The organism is Pseudoalteromonas sp. Z1A8 (assembly GCF_011378855.1).
Lineage (GTDB): Bacteria > Pseudomonadota > Gammaproteobacteria > Enterobacterales > Alteromonadaceae > Pseudoalteromonas.
Genome location: NZ_WTLB01000012.1, coordinates 74,261 through 93,032 on the forward strand (window position 1 = coordinate 74,261; position 18,772 = coordinate 93,032).

20 protein-coding genes are annotated in these 18,772 nt (G+C 38.1%); 15 read left to right on the forward strand and 5 right to left on the reverse strand.

Translation table 11 applies throughout. From position 1 onward, the window contains the following. Positions 1–69: 69 nt before the first annotated feature. Positions 70–315 carry a hypothetical protein gene (locus tag GQR55_RS06855; RefSeq protein ID WP_007376914.1) on the reverse strand — a complete coding sequence of 82 codons (246 nt, stop codon included), beginning with the start codon at positions 313–315 and terminating at the stop codon, positions 70–72. Between the two features lie 106 nt (positions 316–421). Next, complete coding sequence (locus GQR55_RS06860; RefSeq protein WP_166419994.1) at positions 422–853, reverse strand: hypothetical protein; 432 nt, start codon at positions 851–853, stop codon at positions 422–424. A 113-nt stretch (positions 854–966) separates the two neighbouring features. Here GQR55_RS06860 and GQR55_RS06865 point away from each other — a divergent pair, with 113 nt between their 5' ends. Beyond that, complete coding sequence (locus tag GQR55_RS06865) at positions 967–1,350, forward strand: response regulator (protein WP_166419995.1); 384 nt, start codon at positions 967–969, stop codon at positions 1,348–1,350. Positions 1,351–1,430: 80 nt separating this feature from the next. Here the strand turns inward: GQR55_RS06865 and rpsT are convergent, their stop codons facing one another. Beyond that, a complete protein-coding gene (rpsT, locus tag GQR55_RS06870; RefSeq protein WP_002958225.1) occupies positions 1,431–1,691 on the reverse strand; it encodes a 30S ribosomal protein S20 in 261 nt (86 codons plus the stop codon). A gap of 253 nt (positions 1,692–1,944) precedes the next feature. On the opposite strand from rpsT, the gene murJ reads away from it, so the two are divergent. From murJ to GQR55_RS06935, 13 genes are all read left to right on the forward strand, one after another. Beyond that, entirely contained in the window at positions 1,945–3,525 is a 1,581-nt protein-coding gene (murJ, locus tag GQR55_RS06875; RefSeq protein ID WP_346774255.1) for a murein biosynthesis integral membrane protein MurJ, read from the forward strand. Between the two features lie 84 nt (positions 3,526–3,609). Then, entirely contained in the window at positions 3,610–4,560 is a 951-nt protein-coding gene (ribF, locus tag GQR55_RS06880) for a bifunctional riboflavin kinase/FAD synthetase (protein ID WP_166419996.1), read from the forward strand. A gap of 5 nt (positions 4,561–4,565) precedes the next feature. Then, positions 4,566–7,394 (forward strand): isoleucine--tRNA ligase, encoded by a 2,829-nt coding sequence (gene ileS / locus GQR55_RS06885; protein ID WP_166419997.1) that lies wholly within the window; start codon positions 4,566–4,568, stop codon positions 7,392–7,394. Between the two features lie 12 nt (positions 7,395–7,406). Further along, a complete protein-coding gene (gene lspA, locus GQR55_RS06890) occupies positions 7,407–7,907 on the forward strand; it encodes a signal peptidase II (protein WP_166419998.1) in 501 nt (166 codons plus the stop codon). Next, a complete protein-coding gene (gene fkpB / locus GQR55_RS06895) occupies positions 7,904–8,344 on the forward strand; it encodes an FKBP-type peptidyl-prolyl cis-trans isomerase (protein ID WP_002958231.1) in 441 nt (146 codons plus the stop codon). The genes lspA and fkpB overlap by 4 nt, the downstream gene beginning before the upstream one ends. Further along, positions 8,344–9,273, forward strand: coding sequence for a 4-hydroxy-3-methylbut-2-enyl diphosphate reductase (gene ispH / locus GQR55_RS06900; RefSeq protein WP_166419999.1), 930 nt, complete (start codon positions 8,344–8,346; stop codon positions 9,271–9,273). Before fkpB ends, ispH begins: the two co-directional genes overlap by 1 nt. Positions 9,274–9,301: 28 nt before the next feature. Then, entirely contained in the window at positions 9,302–10,336 is a 1,035-nt protein-coding gene (locus tag GQR55_RS06905) for a histidine kinase (RefSeq protein WP_166420000.1), read from the forward strand. Continuing rightward, a complete protein-coding gene (locus tag GQR55_RS06910; RefSeq protein ID WP_166420001.1) occupies positions 10,333–11,034 on the forward strand; it encodes a LytTR family DNA-binding domain-containing protein in 702 nt (233 codons plus the stop codon). The genes GQR55_RS06905 and GQR55_RS06910 overlap by 4 nt, the downstream gene beginning before the upstream one ends. A gap of 183 nt (positions 11,035–11,217) precedes the next feature. After that, the gene (gene pilV, locus GQR55_RS06915; protein ID WP_166420002.1) at positions 11,218–11,781 is read left to right on the forward strand and encodes a type IV pilus modification protein PilV; all 564 of its coding nucleotides are present in this window, start codon (positions 11,218–11,220) and stop codon (positions 11,779–11,781) included. Position 11,782: 1 nt separating this feature from the next. Continuing rightward, on the forward strand, positions 11,783–12,793 hold the full coding sequence (locus tag GQR55_RS06920; RefSeq protein WP_166420003.1) for a PilW family protein: 1,011 nt from the start codon (positions 11,783–11,785) through the stop codon (positions 12,791–12,793). Next, a complete protein-coding gene (locus GQR55_RS06925; RefSeq protein WP_166420004.1) occupies positions 12,781–13,311 on the forward strand; it encodes a pilus assembly protein PilX in 531 nt (176 codons plus the stop codon). The genes GQR55_RS06920 and GQR55_RS06925 overlap by 13 nt, the downstream gene beginning before the upstream one ends. Before the next feature lies 1 nt (position 13,312). Next, positions 13,313–16,558 (forward strand): PilC/PilY family type IV pilus protein, encoded by a 3,246-nt coding sequence (locus GQR55_RS06930; RefSeq protein WP_166420005.1) that lies wholly within the window; start codon positions 13,313–13,315, stop codon positions 16,556–16,558. 10 nt (positions 16,559–16,568) lie between these two features. Then, the gene (locus GQR55_RS06935) at positions 16,569–16,991 is read left to right on the forward strand and encodes a type IV pilin protein (RefSeq protein ID WP_166420006.1); all 423 of its coding nucleotides are present in this window, start codon (positions 16,569–16,571) and stop codon (positions 16,989–16,991) included. 1 nt (position 16,992) lies between these two features. Here GQR55_RS06935 and GQR55_RS06940 read toward each other — a convergent pair whose 3' ends face one another. Continuing rightward, entirely contained in the window at positions 16,993–17,523 is a 531-nt protein-coding gene (locus GQR55_RS06940; protein WP_165726464.1) for a GspH/FimT family pseudopilin, read from the reverse strand. A gap of 79 nt (positions 17,524–17,602) precedes the next feature. Beyond that, a complete protein-coding gene (locus GQR55_RS06945) occupies positions 17,603–18,154 on the reverse strand; it encodes a GspH/FimT family pseudopilin (protein WP_166420007.1) in 552 nt (183 codons plus the stop codon). Positions 18,155–18,314: 160 nt separating this feature from the next. Here GQR55_RS06945 and glnB point away from each other — a divergent pair, with 160 nt between their 5' ends. Then, positions 18,315–18,653, forward strand: coding sequence for a nitrogen regulatory protein P-II (gene glnB, locus GQR55_RS06950; protein WP_166420008.1), 339 nt, complete (start codon positions 18,315–18,317; stop codon positions 18,651–18,653). Positions 18,654–18,772: the final 119 nt, after the last annotated feature.

Genomic DNA, 18,772 nt, shown 5'->3' on the forward strand with positions numbered 1-18,772 from the left:
CAGAATTTTTAAATTATTAACAAAAAAGCCCAGCATTGCTGGGCTATTAAAAATTCTAGGGAAAAGTTGTTAACTTTGGGTTACGTTAAATTGCCCAAATGTATAAACTTTAAACAAGTAAAAAGTATTGATCAATACCAAACTCATATTTGAAATAACACTCGACGACATAAGATCTAAGCTAAATGATAGGAATAGTAAACCACATGCACTAATAGCGGCAACGCGCAGCAGTGTTATCTGGTTAATAAAGAATGCACCTAAACCTAGTGCAAGTAGTATTGTGTTTAAAAGCCAATCTAGCTCGTTTAGCATGGTCGTTTCAATAGTTCAGTTGTTGAAAAAAGGAGCGCCATTATGTTGATCTTTTGCACACCTTTCAACCAAGTAATTTTAAATTTTCAGATTAGTTTTTTTAATGCTAAAAATAGCTGCCTATTGCTGAAAATAAACCATTATCAGCAATTACTTGATACTTTTGGCAGCTCTCTGGTTTTTGTAAATCACTGCATAAATAAAGGGAATTACGGCTAGAGTCATAGGTTGGATGTAAATTTGAATCAATTAAAGTAGCCCCTTTACCAAAGAGTCCAGGCCAGTAAACACTTTCACTTACCATCCCTAATTTTTTATAGGTGAGTAAGGTTGGTTTTGGAAAGGCTAAAATTATTACAGCAACGACAGCGAGTGATATAAATAATCCCTTTTTTGACTTTGATTTTTGGTTTGTATCATTCTTTGTTTTGGTATTTAGCTCTGTAGCTACAGGGCGCTGTGGTTTTCTTTTTTGCGCTGTTTTTTTTCTTGCGAGTGTTTTACCTAGCAACGACTGTTTATTTGGTGTTTTAGACATAAAGCAAATCTGGCCTTTTTTCCGTAGGTCTCTATAATTAAATGAGTAAATTTATATACTAAGCTAATTAATATGATAACTTAAAGTTAGCTTACAGCCTACGAGGAATAAAGATGAATACGCAGCTATCAATTTTAATTGTAGATGACGTTAGCACAGTGCGTAGCTTTTTGAGCCAAACGCTCATGCACTTAGGGATAGAGAACGTAAAGGAAGCATCTACTGCCTCGCAATGTATTAGTGAGTGCCAAGCTGCAAATTATAATATTATTTTTTTAGACATTGAATTGCCGGACGGCGATGGTAAAGATTTGATTGCACAAATCAATGAATTAAGTCCAGAAACAAACGTGGTGATGGTATCGGCACACTCAGGTATTGAAAATGTTAAGGATGCAATTGATAAAGGCGCTAAGGGGTTTGTAGTAAAGCCATTTACACCTAAAAAGATAGCAGCAATGCTTAAGAAATTTTATCCAAATCTAGAAAATGTCTAATAGAGTTTAAAATATATAATTAAATTTAGAGTAAAAAAAAACCGGCAAAAGCCGGTTTTTTATATTCTATCAAAAACAAATTATAGAGCTTTAATCTTAGCTGCTATACGGCTCTTATGACGAGCTGCTTTGTTTTTGTGAATTAGACCCTTAGTTGCGTAACGGTCTAGGATAGGTGTAGCAACAGAAAAAGCTTGCTGTGCAGCTTCTTTATCGCCCGCTTCAATAGCAACAATTACTTTTTTGAAGTAAGTGCGCATCATTGAACGACGGCTTGCGTTGTGCTGACGGTTTTTTTCGCTTGTGATAGCGCGTTTTTTTGCAGACTTGATGTTAGCCAAGGTTTGCTCCTAACAATCTTAAAATAAAGCTTAAATTAAAGGCCGTGGAATATGCCTGTTTCTATCATGGATGTCAATTTAAATTTAACAATCCAAGAAAAACTGCACCATATAACGAGCATCAATTTGCCGCTTTAGCAGTTAATACCGACATTGTAACAAAGCACAGACCCTCAGCCTAGTGCTTTAAAGCGATTTATAAAAAAGACTGTGGCATAATTGCCTATCTTGAGGATTTTTGAGTAGGTTTAAGGTGTCAAAAGGTTTATTTCGCTCCGGTATGATTGTTAGTTGTATGACTATGATATCGCGTATTTTAGGGCTCGTTCGAGATGCTGTTGTTGCTAATTTATTAGGTGCAAGTGCTGCGGCTGATGTTTTTTTGTTTGCTAACCGTATTCCTAATTTTTTACGTCGTTTATTTGCAGAAGGTGCCTTCGCGCAAGCATTTGTCCCTGTACTGAGTGAAATTAAAGAGCAGCAAGGTGACGACAAAGTCAGGCTTTTTGTTGCACAGGCTGCAGGTACATTAGGCACTATTTTATTGATAGTCACTATAATAGGTGTTGTTGCTTCTCCCGTTATTGCAGCGTTGTTTGGTACAGGTTGGTTTATAGATTGGTGGCAGGGCGGGCCTAATGCCGAAAAATTTGAACTTGCAAGCTCACTGCTTAAATTTACATTCCCTTATTTGTTTTTTGTAAGCCTAGTGGCACTTAGTGGTGCGGTGATGAACGTGTATAACCGTTTTGCTGTTGCTGCATTTACACCTGTTCTTCTCAATATTTCTATTATTACATGTGCAATTTTTTTACATGATAAATTTAGTGTGGGTGCTTATTCTCTCGCAATTGGGGTATTTATTGGTGGCGTTGTACAGTTGTTGTTTCAACTTCCATTTTTATACCGTGCAAAAATGTTGGCGCGTCCGCGTTGGGCATGGCAAGACGAAAACGTAAAAAAAGTACGCAAACTTATGCTACCAGCTTTATTTGGCGTATCTATCAGCCAAATTAACTTATTGCTTGATACCATGATTGCATCATTATTGATGACGGGCTCAATCGCATGGCTTTATTATTCAGACCGTTTAATAGAATTTCCGCTGGGTTTATTTGGTATTGGTATTGCGACAGTTATTTTACCGGCGCTCTCTAGGTTACATAGCAGTAAAAAAAGTAGTGACTTTCAGCATACTCTCGATTGGGGTGTGCGTTTTGTAATATTTTTAGGTCTGCCGGCGATGATTGGTTTAATGATCATCAGCCCGCTTATTATTACCGTGTTGTTTGACCACGGTGCGTTTAAAGAAGACAGTGTTGATCATGTTAAAGCAGTCAGTTTAGGTGTAGTTGCATATTCGGTAGGCCTTGTGAGCTTTATGCTGATTAAAGTACTCGCTCCTGGCTTTTATGCTCGCCAAGATACAAAAACGCCTGTGCGTATTGGTATTATTACCTTAGTGTTAAATATGGTGTTTAACATTATGCTTGCGCCTTTTATAGGTTATTTAGGCTTAGCACTCGCTACTTCACTATCGGCTAGTTGTAATGCGTTTTTATTATACAGGCAGCTTAAAAAAGAAAATGTATACCAGTTTTCATCAATGAGCATGCGCTTTACACTTAAATGTGTTGTTGCAAGTGTTGTGATGGGAGCTGTTACATGGTTTGTGAGTAGTTACTACTATTGGGCTACATGGGCCTTTACACAGCAAGTAATATTACTAATAGCATTAGTCGCTTTGGCAGGTATTAGTTACTTTGCAATGCTATTTTTGATGGGTGTTAGACTAAATACGATAAAAAGTGTAGCAATTACTGAATCAAACTAAAAAAAAGATTATAATCGGCAACTCTGCGGCTTTAATAAAATTTTAGTCGTAATTAATAGCTCGCTAAACAAGGCATTAGGTGGCATGGAGTTAATTAGAGGTATACACAATATTCGCCCACACCATTTTGGTTGTGTGTTAACTATTGGTAATTTTGACGGTGTTCATTTAGGCCACGCAGAAGTATTAAAAGGTTTACTTATTGATGCTAAAGCACATAGTTTGCCTAGCACTGTAATGCTGTTTGAACCCCAGCCACAAGAGTTTTTTGCTAAGGATAATGCCCCTGCACGATTAACGCGCTTACGAGATAAGTTACGTTTATTAAGTGATGTAGGTATTGAGCGAGTTATTTGCATTAGCTTTAATCAGCAATTTGCAAACATGCATGCTGAGCAATTCGTTAATGAGATTTTGATTAAAAAGTTAGGTGTTAAAGCACTCACCGTTGGCGATGATTTTAAGTTTGGAAAGCAGCGCCAAGGTAACTTTGACTTACTCGCTAGCATGGGTAAGCAAGCGGGCATGGATGTAAAAAGCACCGCGAGTTTTCGTCAATTAAATGCTAGAGTAAGCAGCACTTTAATACGAGATGCTTTGGCATCTGGTGACTTAGCGAGTGCTAAAATAATGCTTGGTCACGATTATGCTATTTCTGGGCGTGTTATACATGGCTGGAAAAGAGGACGTGAACTCGGTTTTAGAACGGCAAATATTGCCCTAAAACGCCAAGTGTGTCCTGTTAACGGAGTGTTTGCAGTGCAAGCAACGATTGCAGGAAAACAGATTTTTGGAGTTGCAAATGTAGGTAATAAGCCGACATTTAATGGAACTCGTGCATTGTTAGAAGTTCATCTTTTTGATTTTGCACAGGATATTTACGGACAATTTATGCATGTGGAGTTAATAAAAAAACTTCGCAATGAGAAAAAATTCGAGACATTAACACAATTAACGGCGCAAATAGCAACCGATGTTGCTGCCGCTAAGCAGTGTTTTGGTTTAAATCAGGTAGCCGATAGAGACGGAATGTAGGATAAATGAGCGACTATAAACATACTTTGAACTTACCGGAAACACCGTTTCCAATGCGTGGCAATTTGGCACAACGTGAACCAAAAATGCTTAAAGCATGGTATGAAGACGACCTGTACGGTCAAATTCGCAGCGCTAAGAAAGGTAAAAAAACCTTTATTTTGCATGACGGCCCTCCGTATGCAAATGGCGATATCCATTTAGGCCACTCAGTTAATAAAATATTAAAAGACATTATTGTTAAGTCTAAAACATTATCTGACTTTGATTCACCATTAGTGCCTGGTTGGGATTGTCATGGTTTACCAATTGAGTTAATGGTTGAGAAAAAAGTAGGCAAGCCGGGCGTAAAAGTAACTGCGAGCGAATTTCGTGAAAAATGCCGTGCATACGCTAAAAAACAAGTTGAAGGTCAAAAAGTTGACTTTAAACGTTTAGGCGTATTTGCAGATTGGGATAAGCCTTACTTAACAATGAACTTTGACTTTGAAGCGAATGCAATTCGTGTACTTGGTCGTATTATTGAAAAAGGTCACTTGCATAAAGGCGCTAAGCCTGTGCATTGGTGTACAGATTGTGGCTCTGCACTAGCAGAAGCTGAAGTTGAATACCAAGATAAGCAATCTCCAGCCATTGACGTACGTTTTATTTTTGATGATCAAGATGCTGTTGTTAGTGCATTTGATTTGGCTGATGGCCATAAAGGTAAAGGCAGTGTTGGTACTGTTATTTGGACAACAACACCGTGGACGCTTCCAGCAAACCGTGCTGTTGCCGTACACGCCGATTTAGAATATGCACTAGTACAAGTTGAAGATGAAGGCGCAGAGCAACGTTTAATTTTAGGCTCTGAGCTTGTTAAAGATGCAATGGACCGCTTTGGTTTTAATCACTTTCACGTATTAGGTTATGTAAAAGGCGCTGCACTTGAAAATTTACAAGTAGCCCATCCTTTTTACGACTTTAGCGTACCTGTTATTGTTGCAGAGCATGTAACAACTGACTCAGGTACCGGTGTTGTACATACAGCGCCAGGGCATGGTCAAGAAGATTTCGTGGCTGGTTTAAACTATAACCTTGAAGTAGCTAACCCTGTTGGCGCTAATGGCGTTTATTTACCAGATACTGAACTTTTTGCAGGTCAGCATGTATTTAAAGCAAATGCGAGCGTAATTGAAGTATTAAAAGAGCACGGTGCATTAATGCATCATCATGCTATAACTCATAGTTACCCACATTGTTGGCGCCATAAGACTCCAATTATTTTCCGTGCTACACCACAATGGTTTGTAAGTATGGATCAGGCTAACTTGCGTCAAGACTCTTTAAAAGAAATTAAAAACACGCAGTGGTTGCCAGAGTGGGGCGAAAGCCGTATTTCTAACATGGTTGAAAGCCGCCCAGATTGGTGTATATCCCGCCAACGTACTTGGGGTGTGCCAATTGCATTGTTTGCAGATAAAGACACTGGTGCACTTCACCCAAATACCCAAGAACTCATCGAGCAAGCTGCACAGCTTGTTGAAAAATCAGGTATTCAGGCATGGTACGATTTAGACCCTGCTACATTACTTGGTGAAGAAGATGCCAAGCAATACATGAAAGTGCAAGATACGCTTGATGTATGGTTTGACTCAGGTGTTTCACACGCGTGTGTTGTAGACGCACGTGAAGACTTAGTAGGTCCAGCTGATTTATACCTTGAAGGTTCTGATCAACACCGTGGTTGGTTTATGTCATCAATGATGACGTCTGTGGCTATTAATGGTCATGCACCATACCGTCAAGTATTGACGCATGGTTTTACTGTTGATGAAAACGGTCGCAAAATGTCTAAGTCGTTAGGCAATGTTATTTCTCCACAAAATGTGATGAATAAACTAGGCGCCGACATTCTTCGTTTATGGGTTGCTTCTACCGATTACACCGCAGAAATGACTGTATCGGATGAAATATTTAAACGCTCTGCTGATCGTTACCGCCGAATTCGTAACACTAGCCGTTACTTACTAGCTAACCTAAATGGTTTTGATCCAAAAACTGATCAAGTTGCTGTTGATGATATGGTTGAGCTTGATAAGTGGATTGTGGGTCGTGCTGCTCAGTTACAAGACGAAATTTTAGCCGCTTACGATAGCTACCAAATGCTATTAGTAACGCAAAAGCTAATGAACTTCTGTACGGGTGAGCTTGGTTCATTCTACTTAGATGTAATTAAAGATCGTCAGTACACAGCTAAGAGCGACAGTCATGCACGTCGTTCTTGTCAAACAGCGCTTTATCATATTGCTGAAGCAATGACGCGCTGGATGGCTCCAATTATGAGCTTTACCGCACAAGAAATTTGGGAAGCGTTACCGGGCGAGCGTAGTGACTACGTATTTACGTCTGTTTGGTACGATGGCTTACAAGCGCCAACAAATAGCCAATTTAGCAACGATGACTGGTTAGAAATTTTAACAGTGCGCGACGAAGTAAACCGTTTATTAGAAGCCGCACGTAAAGAAGAAGTTATTGGTGCAACGCTTCAAGCTACGGTTAATTTATTTACGGGCAAAGAGCTTGCCGCTAAATTAAATGCGCTTGGTGATGAGCTACGTTTTGTATTATTAACATCAGCTGTAAATGTTTCTGAAGTTGATAGTCAGCCTGCTGATACACAAGCTACCGAAATTGAAGGTTTGTTCATTAGTGTTGCTGCAACAGATGCTGCTAAATGTGAGCGTTGTTGGCATTACAGTGAAGATGTAGGTGTTAACCCTGCTCATCCTGAAATTTGTGGTCGTTGTGTTAGCAATGTCGACGGCGAAGGCGAAAAGCGTCAATTCGCTTAGGAGTTATTCTTAGTGAGCAAACTAGCCCAAAAAAGTGGTTTAGTGTGGCTTTGGTTGAGTCTATTACTTTTAGTAATAGACTTTGCCAGTAAAACACTTGTTGTAGGGACTATGGCTTATCAAGAGTCTATAAATTTACTCCCTGTTTTTAGTATTACTTATGTGCATAACTATGGTGCAGCCTATAGCTTTTTAAGTGAAGCAGGTGGTTGGCAACGTTGGTTTTTAAGTGCGATTGCCATTGCTATTAGTGCTTTGCTTGTGTGGTGGCTAAAACGCTTACCTGCAACAAATAAAATACTATGCGGTGCTTACGCATTGGTACTTGCAGGCGCTATTGGTAATTTATACGATCGTATTGCGTATGGTTATGTAATCGACTTTATTCACGTATTTTATAAAGACTCACATTTTCCTGTGTTCAATATTGCCGATTGCGCTATTTGTATTGGTGCAGCATTATTGTTATTTGACGCCTTTACCGGCGAGAGTCCGAAGGAGCATAAAGCATGAGCCAAGCTGTAATTGGTGAAAACTCGCAAGTTATTTTCCATTTTTCTATTAAATTAGAAGATGGCTCTGCCGCTGATTCTACCAAGGTGCATAATAAGCCTGCTAAATTAACAATGGGCGATGGTAGCTTAACGGCAAACTTCGAAAAATGTTTATTAGGGCTAACTGCAGGCGAAAGTAAAACGTTTGAATTAGAACCTGAAGATGCGTTCGGTCAGCCAAACCCAGATAATATTTACTACGTTGACCGCAGTAAATTCGGCCCAGAAACACCAGCTAAAGTAGGTGCAATTATTGCGTTTACTCAACCTGACGGCACTGAGCTTCCTGGTTTAGTTCGCGAAGTGCAAGGTGAATCGGTAACGATTGATTTTAACCATCCTTTATCTGGTCAGCGCCTAACGTTTGAAGTGGATATTATTGAGGTGGAAGGTTAATGGAAATATTACTAGCTAACCCACGAGGCTTTTGCGCTGGTGTTGACCGTGCTATTAGTATTGTTGAGCGCGCTTTAGATATTTTTGAAAAGCCAATTTATGTTCGCCACGAAGTAGTACATAACCGCTATGTAGTTGATGGATTAAAAAGTCGTGGTGCGGTTTTTGTTGAAGAACTCGCTCAAGTACCTGACGACAGCATTGTTATTTTTAGCGCACATGGTGTTTCGCAAGCGGTTCGCAGCGAAGCTAAACGTCGTGATTTAAAAGTATTTGATGCAACGTGCCCGCTTGTAACCAAAGTACATATGGAAGTTACACGTGCTAGTCGCAAAGGGATTGAGTGTATTTTAATTGGTCATCATGGTCACCCTGAAGTAGAGGGAACAATGGGACAATATGATAACTCAGCCGGTGGAATTTACCTTGTTGAAACCGTTGATGATGTTGTTGCGCTTAATGTAAAAAATGCTGAAAATCTTTTTTACTGCAGCCAAACAACACTCTCTGTTGATGACACTGCAGATGTTATAGATGAACTGCGCAACAAGTTTCCATCAATTGATGGACCTCGTAAAGATGATATTTGTTATGCAACGCAAAATCGTCAAGACGCTGTTCGTGACTTGGCAGATAAAGTGGACGTGCTATTAGTTGTAGGCGCTAAAAACAGCTCTAACTCTAATCGCCTACGTGAACTTGCAGATAAAATGGGCACTGTAGCTTATTTAATTGATGATGCAACTGATGTGCAAGAACAGTGGGTTTCAGGCTCTAAATCAGTAGGTGTAACTGCGGGTGCATCTGCGCCAGAAGTACTTGTACAACAAGTTATAAGCCGATTAAAAGAGCTTGGTGGTACGCAGGTTGTTGAGAACCCAGGCGAAGCAGAGAATATAGTATTTGCTGTTCCTGTAGAGCTACGTTAATTTAAATTTAGATTATAGGAGAGTCGTTATGAGCAAGTCACTTAAAAATGATGGTTTGCTTTTTTCGGCTCTTTTTAATGAGCGAGGCGTATTAGCCACGCTTATTGTTTCTCAAGTTATTGCTATTGTTTTAGCTTTTGCACCTAATGTAGAAGGAGATATTTGGCTGCGACTTGGGATCATTAGTTTGTTTATGCATTTAATTGTTTTAGTCGGTACCTCTTCTTTATACTTCTGTCGGTTTTTTTTACAAAAACGTACTCAAATTTTTCAATTAAGTTTGTTTTTTATCTTTTTTTTATTATCTACATGCATTTTTAGTATTTTATTTTCGCATTTTGCTTTTGATATAGATGATACAGATAACTTAATTTATTTCACACTTCGCAATTGCATTATAGTGGCTTTGCTGGCGGCTTTATTCGTCCAATTTTTATTAATTCATTTTGAAAAAGAGCAGCAAACTAAAGCGCTTTCTCGAGCTGAACTTGATGCCTTACAAGCTAGAATACGTCCTCATTTTTTATATAATAGTTTAAACACTGCTGCAGAGCTTACCCATCATGATGCTGATGCGGCAGAGCAAGCCATTTTAGCATTAGCCGCCTTATCGCAGGCTGCAATGCACTCAGGAAAAAACGTATTACTTGCGGATGAAATAACGCTGAGTAAGCAATATATCGCACTTGAAACGTGGCGTTTTGGTAATCGCTTAAGAGTTGATTGGCAAATCCCCAATGAACTTCCAGCACTAAGTATTCCTTGCTTAACCCTGCAGCCATTAATTGAAAATGCGTTATGCCACGGCGTTGAAACAAGTGAGCATGGTGCAGAAATAAAAGTTGAGCTACATATCACTACCGGCTATATAACCATGATTGTTTCTAACCCTATAACAATTTCTAATGCTCAAACTAGGCCTAATAACGGAATGGCGCTTGAAAATATTCGCCAGCGATTAAATATTTATTATAAAAATAAAGCGCAGTTAACAATTACTAATAAAAATGATGTGTTTAGGGTCAAGGTCGTTATTCCTAAACTAATAGGGGGCAGTGTATGAATGTACTCATTGTTGATGATGAACCTCTGGCGAGATCTCGCTTAATCCGTTTGTTAGCACATGATAAAAGTATAGTGGTACAAGGCGAGGCAAGTAATGGTAATGAAGCCCTAGTACTTGTTAAAAAGCAAACGCCCGATTTGATTTTTTTAGATGTTGATATGCCCGGTATGAATGGTTTACAAGTTGCTAATGAACTCAATAGTTTAACCCTACCGCCTGCAGTTGTTTTTATAACAGCGCACCCTGAGCATGCCTTCGATGCTTTACAATTAAGTGCTGCAGGTTATTTAGTTAAACCTATTACAGAGCAATCATTACAAAAGGTACTTAAGCAAGTAGGGCGATTAAATAAAGTACATATTCAAAAGCAACAAAATGTAAAAGTATCTTATCAGTTAGCGGGTACTCTACGTAGTGTTGATATAAATGATGTTTTGTACTTTAGTGCAGAAGAAAAATACACCAAAATGATATTCTCAGGTGGAGAAGCTCTACTTGAGCAAAGCTTAAAGCAATTAGAACTGCAATATCCCGCATATGTTTTACGAATTCACCGCAATACGTTAGTTAATAAACAAAAAGTAATAGCCTTGCATTCAAAAGGTAATGGGCACCATATTATTGAGCTGCAAGGGTGTAGCGAGTTATTGCCAGTGAGCCGCCGCGAGCTTAAATTAGTTAAAAATGCGCTTTAGGCTTATTTCGCAATTAAGTTGCCTCTGACTTAAATACATTCACGCTTAATTACTACAGTTTTGTTGAATGAGCCGATTTAATTAACCGTTTATCAACAAATATAACCGCTTGTCTTAGTCCTCATTGATTCCTCAAATAAATAGCATAAACTTATAATCAGATAATTTTTATTTGGTTCTACTATGCAGTCATCTCAAACAAAAGTGCAAAGAGGCTTCACTCTAATTGAAGTGTTAATTGCATTTATTATTCTTAGTTTTGGCCTTTTAGGCGCAGTTGCCTTGCAAGCAAAAGCAAAGCAGGCGAGCTTTGACTCTATGCAGCGTGCAGCAGCCGTTGCGCTTGGTAATGATATTTTGCAGCGCATTCGCGCTAACGATACCATTGATATAATAAAAGATTACAAAGGCGTTATAAAAAGCTCAGCGAATAGTAATACTTACTCAAGTTGCTTTGGTGCAATATGTAGCCCTTCTGATATAGCAAAATTAGATATAACACAATGGAAACGTGCCATTCGAGCTAGTGAAAATACGGGGGCTTTAGATGATGCGACAATATGTATAAATCCAACCTCAGTGGCTGACACTGGAGGGAAAGGATTCAACATTGAAGTAATTATATCATGGCAAGGGCGACAAGAATTTAAAGCAAATACAGATACAGGAAAAGTTACCTGTGGTGATGAACCTAACAATAAACGCCGTTTAGTGGTTTTAACCAGTTATATATATGTGAGGAGCTAACATGAAGCAAAAAGGGTTTACTCTTGTAGAAGTTATGATTTCATTATTTATTGGTGGTTTAATTCTTGGCGGCGTTATGTTTACTTTTATTAGTATGAAAGTAACCACAAAAGACACGATGACTATCGGTGAACTCCAAGAGTCAGGACGTTTAGCTATAAATATTATGCAACGCGATATAGAGCAAGTTGGCTTTTGGGGAACTTATTACGATGACTCGTTCACTGCAGTAAATACAACCGTTTCTGCAACGACGATTACAGGAGATTGCTCAGAGGGGACTAATAACGGCAGCTTTCCAGATTTAACCAGTAGCAGTAATTTTCGTACTATTTATGCAAAAACGACTACCAGTAAAGACAACCTAAATTGCATAAACGATGGCATTATTCCTGCGAATAATAAAGAGACTGATATTCTTCAGCTGAAGTTTTTACAAGGTGATCCTCAATATGATGCTGTTGCAGGTACCAATACTACTAGCGATAAAATAAATTATTTTATCGCAGAACAAGAACAAGCAAGTTTTGTAACCGGTAAACATACCCCAACAAATATCAATGCAACTATTTGGCCATATAGTCATCATGTTTACTATATTAAAGAAGAAAAATATTTAGTAAATAATAAAGATATAAAAGTGCCCGCATTAAGACGAAAACGATTAGTAAATGGAAAAATGACCTCTGAAACGATAATGGAAGGTGTCGAAAATATGCGTTTTTTGTTTGGATTAGACACGAATAGCGACAGTCGAGTTGATACTTATAAAAGCGCCAGCACAATCACTGCTGCTGAATGGGAAAATCGCAAAGGTATGTTAACGGTGCAAGTTTTTCTATTAATCCGTGCACTTCAACCAGACCCAGGGATTAAACTTAAAAACCAAAAATATATTTTAGGTGAGGGAGCTGAAAAGCGAGAGTTAAATTTTAATGATAATTATAGAAGAACTGTTTTTACAACAACTATTCGTTTAAGTAATGTTGGAGGTAATCTATGGAAAATTTAAAGTTGTTACCAAGTAAGCAACAAGGTGTGGTGCTTTTAACCGCATTAATTATGGTGATAGCTGTTACCGGCATTGCAGTTACTCTTATGAGTAGTAGTACAATTGATATTAAAATTACTAATGCAGCACAAGAGCGAGAAGTTGCAGAAAATCAATTGATTGGCGAAGTGCAAAGAGTGATTGCGTCAGAAGCTAAAGAAGGTGCTGATAGTGACTTTTTTCTTACTCCAGATGAGATCGCTACAGATTCGGGTAAGCTTGATAGTGATGGTAATAAAATAATGATACCAGAGAAAGACATTACAGAGCCTGGACACGAAATGAAAAGTATAATGACGAACTTAAATAATGGTTTATTAGAACTTAATTGCCCTCGTAGTTATAGTTTTACAGCGGGTGTTTCATGCAACATGGTTCAAGTATCTACTACGATAGAATATGGCTCTAAAAGCAAGCACCAGTTAACTATTGTGACAGGTATAGCTCAAGAGATGGCCAGTACGGGTAAGGGGATTTAAGATGAAATTTAAACTTTATATAGCACTATTTTTATTATTTACATCAGCAATTAATATGCATGCATACGCTGAGGATATTGAGCTTTACGTAAATAAAGATGCTAATTCAGATGAAAAACCGCGAGTACTATTAATTTTTGATACCTCTGGGAGTATGGCTTTTTCTTCGAGCACTGGTAAAGAATGTGTTAATAGTTACGGAAATCGTAAATTATGTTCTGATAGTAGACTTGAAGCAGCTCAAGGGGCTATGAATAAACTGGTAACAGACAATGCAGGTTCAATCGATTTTGGCTTAATGCGCTTTAATGGTACCGAAGGAGGTTATGTTTTAAATGGCATCGGTAGTTCGCCCGATTCCATAAAAGAATCTATTAATGATCTTCCTGCAAGTGGGGGGACTCCATTAGCTGAAACATTGTGGGAGGCTTATTTATATATTACAGGAAAAGAGTTGGACTATGCCTTTGATGTGAGCAGAAACAAAAGAGATATAACGATAGAAACTCCAATAGTTACGCAAGAAATTGTTAGAAAATGCAAAGATGTTCCTTATGAATATTGGAGTCGACGGTACAGAAAATGGGTTTGGGGGACTAAAGAGGAATGCACATCTGTTTTAGAAGATGTTGTTTCTAGCTATTCTTATATATCACCTTTTGCTGATAGCGCAGCTGAAGCTAAACGCTGCGATAATTCCGTCAATATTATCTATATGACTGATGGTGATCCGTCCCCTAGCAGTGATAATGGGAGAGATTATGACATTAGCGTTGAGCATAATAAGTATTTTGGTCGTTATTTAACTACCGATGATTATGTATACAGTAACCTTTTGCATCAATTAGCTAAAATTATTCATGGAACAGACGACACTGTTGTCGATTTGTACCCATCTACTCCTGATATTAATGAAACAGGGCGTCTATATACTATTGGCTTTGGTTCTGGCATGACTGCAGATGGTCAAAACTTATTAAAACAAGCCTCAACATTAGGTGGCGGTAAAAATTTACCTGCAACTACACCAGAAAAGCTTTCTGAAGCTTTAAATAATGCCGTAGCGGAGATTAGACAGGAAAATAGTACTTTTACAGCCCCTTCTGTTGCAAGTAATAATGTAGATCAAACGCGTAGTCGAGATGCCATATACTTAGGTATGTTTTACCCTGAAAAGCATACTAGATGGCGTGGTAATCTAAAAAAACTGAAATTATCAGGTAACAAAGTTATTGATTCCAAAGATATAGAAGCGTTTGATAGTGATGGCCTTATAAAAACGAGTGCGCATACATTTTGGAGTCCTGATGGAACTTCCGATGGTAGCTCTGTAAAAGAGGGTGGAGTCAATGCTGCATTAATAAGCAGTGACAAAACTCGTAATATACTTACAAATGCAAATACTAATGCATTAATAGATTTTAATCTTGATAAGATTAAAAATGCCTATGACACTAATAAAAAAGCTGCTGTTGTTTTTGATGTAAATGAATCTGACTTAAAAAACACTATAGATTGGGCGCGTGGAGTTGATGTTGATAATGAATTTTCATCATCAGCAGTACGCGGTGATATATTTGGTGATCCACTGCACTCAAAGCCAGTTGCAATAGATTATGGTAACGGTGACATTCGTATTCTAATTGGTACTAATGCTGGTTTTTTGCATATGTTTAAAGACGATGACACGAACAATAAAGTTAGTGAAAGTTGGGCATTTATCCCATCGGAACTATACAAAATTATTAAGCCGCTTCGAGAAAAAGAGAGTAGCAAAAAATACGGTATAGATGGGCCTATTAGCGTTTATTTCAATAATAAGAGCCTAAACGATAAAGGTTTAAATGATGGAACTATTAACGCAAATAAAGGCGACCAAGTCTGGGCTGCTGTAGGTATGCGCAGAGGCGGTCGTAATTATTATGGTTTAGATATTACAACGCCAGACTCTCCAAGTTTAATGTGGACTATTAAAGGCGGCGAAGGGAAATATAAAAACCTTGGCCAAACGTGGTCTAAACCCCAAGTTGCTTATATAAAATCAAAAGGAAATACTCCCCTTTTAATATTTGGGGCTGGCTATGATGACAATAAAGATTCGAATGATGCCGATAAAGCTAATATAAAAACTAAAGACAAAGTTGGCCGCGGTATTTATATCGTTGATGCAAAAACAGGTGAGAAAGTTTGGATTTTAGCACCTAAGGAAGATGCATCTAAGGATGCCGAATTTAAGGGTGAACATAGTATTGCTGCTGATGTAACGTTATTGGATTCTAATTATGATGGCTATACAGACCGGATATATGCAGCAGATACTGGTGGAGGTATTTGGCGTATAGATATATCTGATGAAGGTGAATTTAGTCATTTTCAGTTAGCAGATCTTGGTAGTGATGCAGATAGACGCTTTTTTTATAAGCCCGTAGTGGCGAGAACTATGTTTAGTAAAGTAACTATTAAAGATGGTGTAGTCACTCGATTAGATACACCTTATGATGCTATTGTGATTGGTAGTGGAAATCGTTCAAATCCAAATGGAGGAGGCACAGCTGACGAATTATTTATGATTAGAGATGAAAATACGGTTACTAAATTATTCGAATCTGCGCCTCAAACTATAACGCCCAGTATGTTAATGGGGATGAATGATGATAAATTTGGTAGTGCATTAGATAGTGTAACTGAGTTTGTAAAATTAGAAGATGAACTTGCTAATAAGTTTGTTGGGTGGCGTTATAAACTCGCTACTGGCGAAAAGTCGTTAGCTGCAGCAACCGTTGTTGGTGGGGTTGCTTATTTTACATCTTTTACTCCTACATTGGATTCATCAATTAAAAATCAATGTTCATTAAGTGGAGGAGGGGGCTCTCTTTACGCATTTCATTTGCACTACGGTACTAAAGTTTATGACGATCTGAAATTTGCTACAAGTACAGAGGTGCCAGATACGCCTCAACTTTATTTTGGTTCTTCATGTGCAGATAGTGACGATAACGGAAAATGCGATGATGATCCTGATGAGGAAGTAAAAAGTCAGTTTTATTTAATTGGCCCAGGCATTAAAGGTGAAAATGCTGAAAACCCGCTGCAACCACTTGAAATTACAGGCCCAGGATTAAAAGTTGTAGATGATAAGATACAACTTGTTAATGACAAAGCATTAGGGTTTGGTTTTAAAACTCAGCAAACTTATATATATAAGCGTGAAGAAAATGATGAAAACATACAGAATGAAGACGATTAAGGAGGTTTGAATGATAAAAAAACAACGTGGGTTTACCTTAATTGAGCTGATGATAGCCGTTGCTATCGTCGGCATACTTGCAGCAATTGCGTTACCTAATTATACAGAATATGTAAAGCGTGCTTCGCGCGCTGAAGCTGCTGCAGCATTATTAGATGCAGCAAACAAGGAAGAGCAGTATTTTGTTGATAATAGGGAATATACAGAGAAATTTACTGATTTAGGGTTGCAAGACAAAACCGAAAATGGTCATTTTGAATTATCTATTGATGTAGATGATGACGACAATACATTTACCATTACCGCAAAACCTGTGGCTGGACCGGTCAAAGGTGATGGTGATTGTAAGCAAATTACAATTACTGACACCGGTTACAAAGGCGCTACAGGTACTAAAGGTAATTCAGATGTAGAATACTGTTGGGGGCGTTAATTTACTTCTTCTGGCACTTATCAGTTGATTTAATACGGATACGTCCAGTTTGACTTACAGATAAAGCCAATCCTTCGAGATTGGCTTTATCACTATTGGGGCAATATATAAAAGTACCGTTTTGAAAGCCATTTAAAGACCCATCCGGGCGAAAAGTAATGGCGCTACGAGGGTATTCTAAAGTATCAGCTTCATGAACATCCTCGAAAGTACTTAAGAGTAACTCGTCATCATCTAGAGTCGTTGATTTATCTTTGTCGATAAATAGCGACATTTGGCCATCCCACTCATCTTTTGTACATTGACTGTTTTTTAGTGCACAAAGAGTGACATAGGTTCCATTTTCAATAGCGTAAAGTCGCCCGTAATTAATGTTTCTATGCAGAAGGTTTACGTGGTTATCTAAGCGATTATTCGCTAAAAAATCTGGATAAAACCACATTGAAAGTTGACTGATAATACTGATAACGGCCATCGATACCATTAATTCGAGAAGTGTTACCCCTTTAGATTTTAATATTGTTACCCTCATCCTTGAAGTCCTGAGTTATAAAATGTATTAGCTCAGTATAGTAAAGGATAAAAATATGACAATATGAATTGTATCTTTTTTAACCGCATTTTTTGTCTGTATCGCCAACGTAAAAGGCTGTACCTGACTGTGATACGGTTAACGCTTTATTATTTTCATTAGTACTATTGGGACAAAAAATAAAGTCTCCAGGCTTCGTCGTAATTCTACCACTAGTATTAAAGCGTAAGCGACGATCGTTACCATCAAACGACAGCTTATCGTTATCTGATATTTCTTCCATTGTTCGTAGTAAGGTATCTGTAGCTTTGTTGTAGTTTCCATTATTATTAACATCGATAAATACAACGATAATCTTATTCACATCCCACTTAGCGTTGCAGTTGAACGTATCTTTTTTGTTTTTAACTTTTCCTTGTCCTGTAGGACATACAACAACTATTTCATCAGTGCTTGCGGCTTGAGAGCGGGCATATGCAATGTTTCTTTTTAATTCCAACAAAAAGTTCTCAGCTCTATTTTCCTCTAACATGTTACTGCTATTCCAAAGTGCAATTGAGGCGATAATGCCAACAATAGCCACGGTTACCATGAGTTCTAAAAGAGTGAATCCGTTTTGTTTGTTTTTCATATTAATCTCATTTACTGCTAGTCATTTAAGTATAGCTATTTTTATATAATAAATTATACCATGATCGGTTGTTTTATCACCGTAATTCAATCGCTTTGTTTGCTATGAACATCATGATTGTCTAAAATCGAGGCAACTGGAGCTTTCAAAAGTAATCAATATGAAAAAAATAGAAGCAATTATCAAACCTTTTAAGTTAGACGATGTGCGTGAAGCGTTGTCGGATGTGGGTATTACTGGTATGACGGTAAGCGAAGTTAAAGGCTTCGGACGCCAAAAAGGTCATACAGAGCTTTACCGTGGTGCAGAATACATGGTTGATTTTTTACCGAAGGTTAAGCTTGATATTGTGCTAAGCGATGAAGATGTTGATCGCGCGATTGAAGTTATTGTAAAAACGGCGCAAACAGGAAAAATCGGTGACGGTAAAATATTTGTCACTGATGTTGAGCGTGTAATACGTATTCGTACTGCAGAGGAAGATGAAGAAGCTATTTAATGTAACTTCTTAACATGCAGTAAAAAGGCGCTTACTAAGCTGTCTCTTGATCACAAGTCTGGCTCAAGAGATTTTGCTAAATCGTAGCCTTCCAGGATGGCTTGTAACTTAAGCCATCC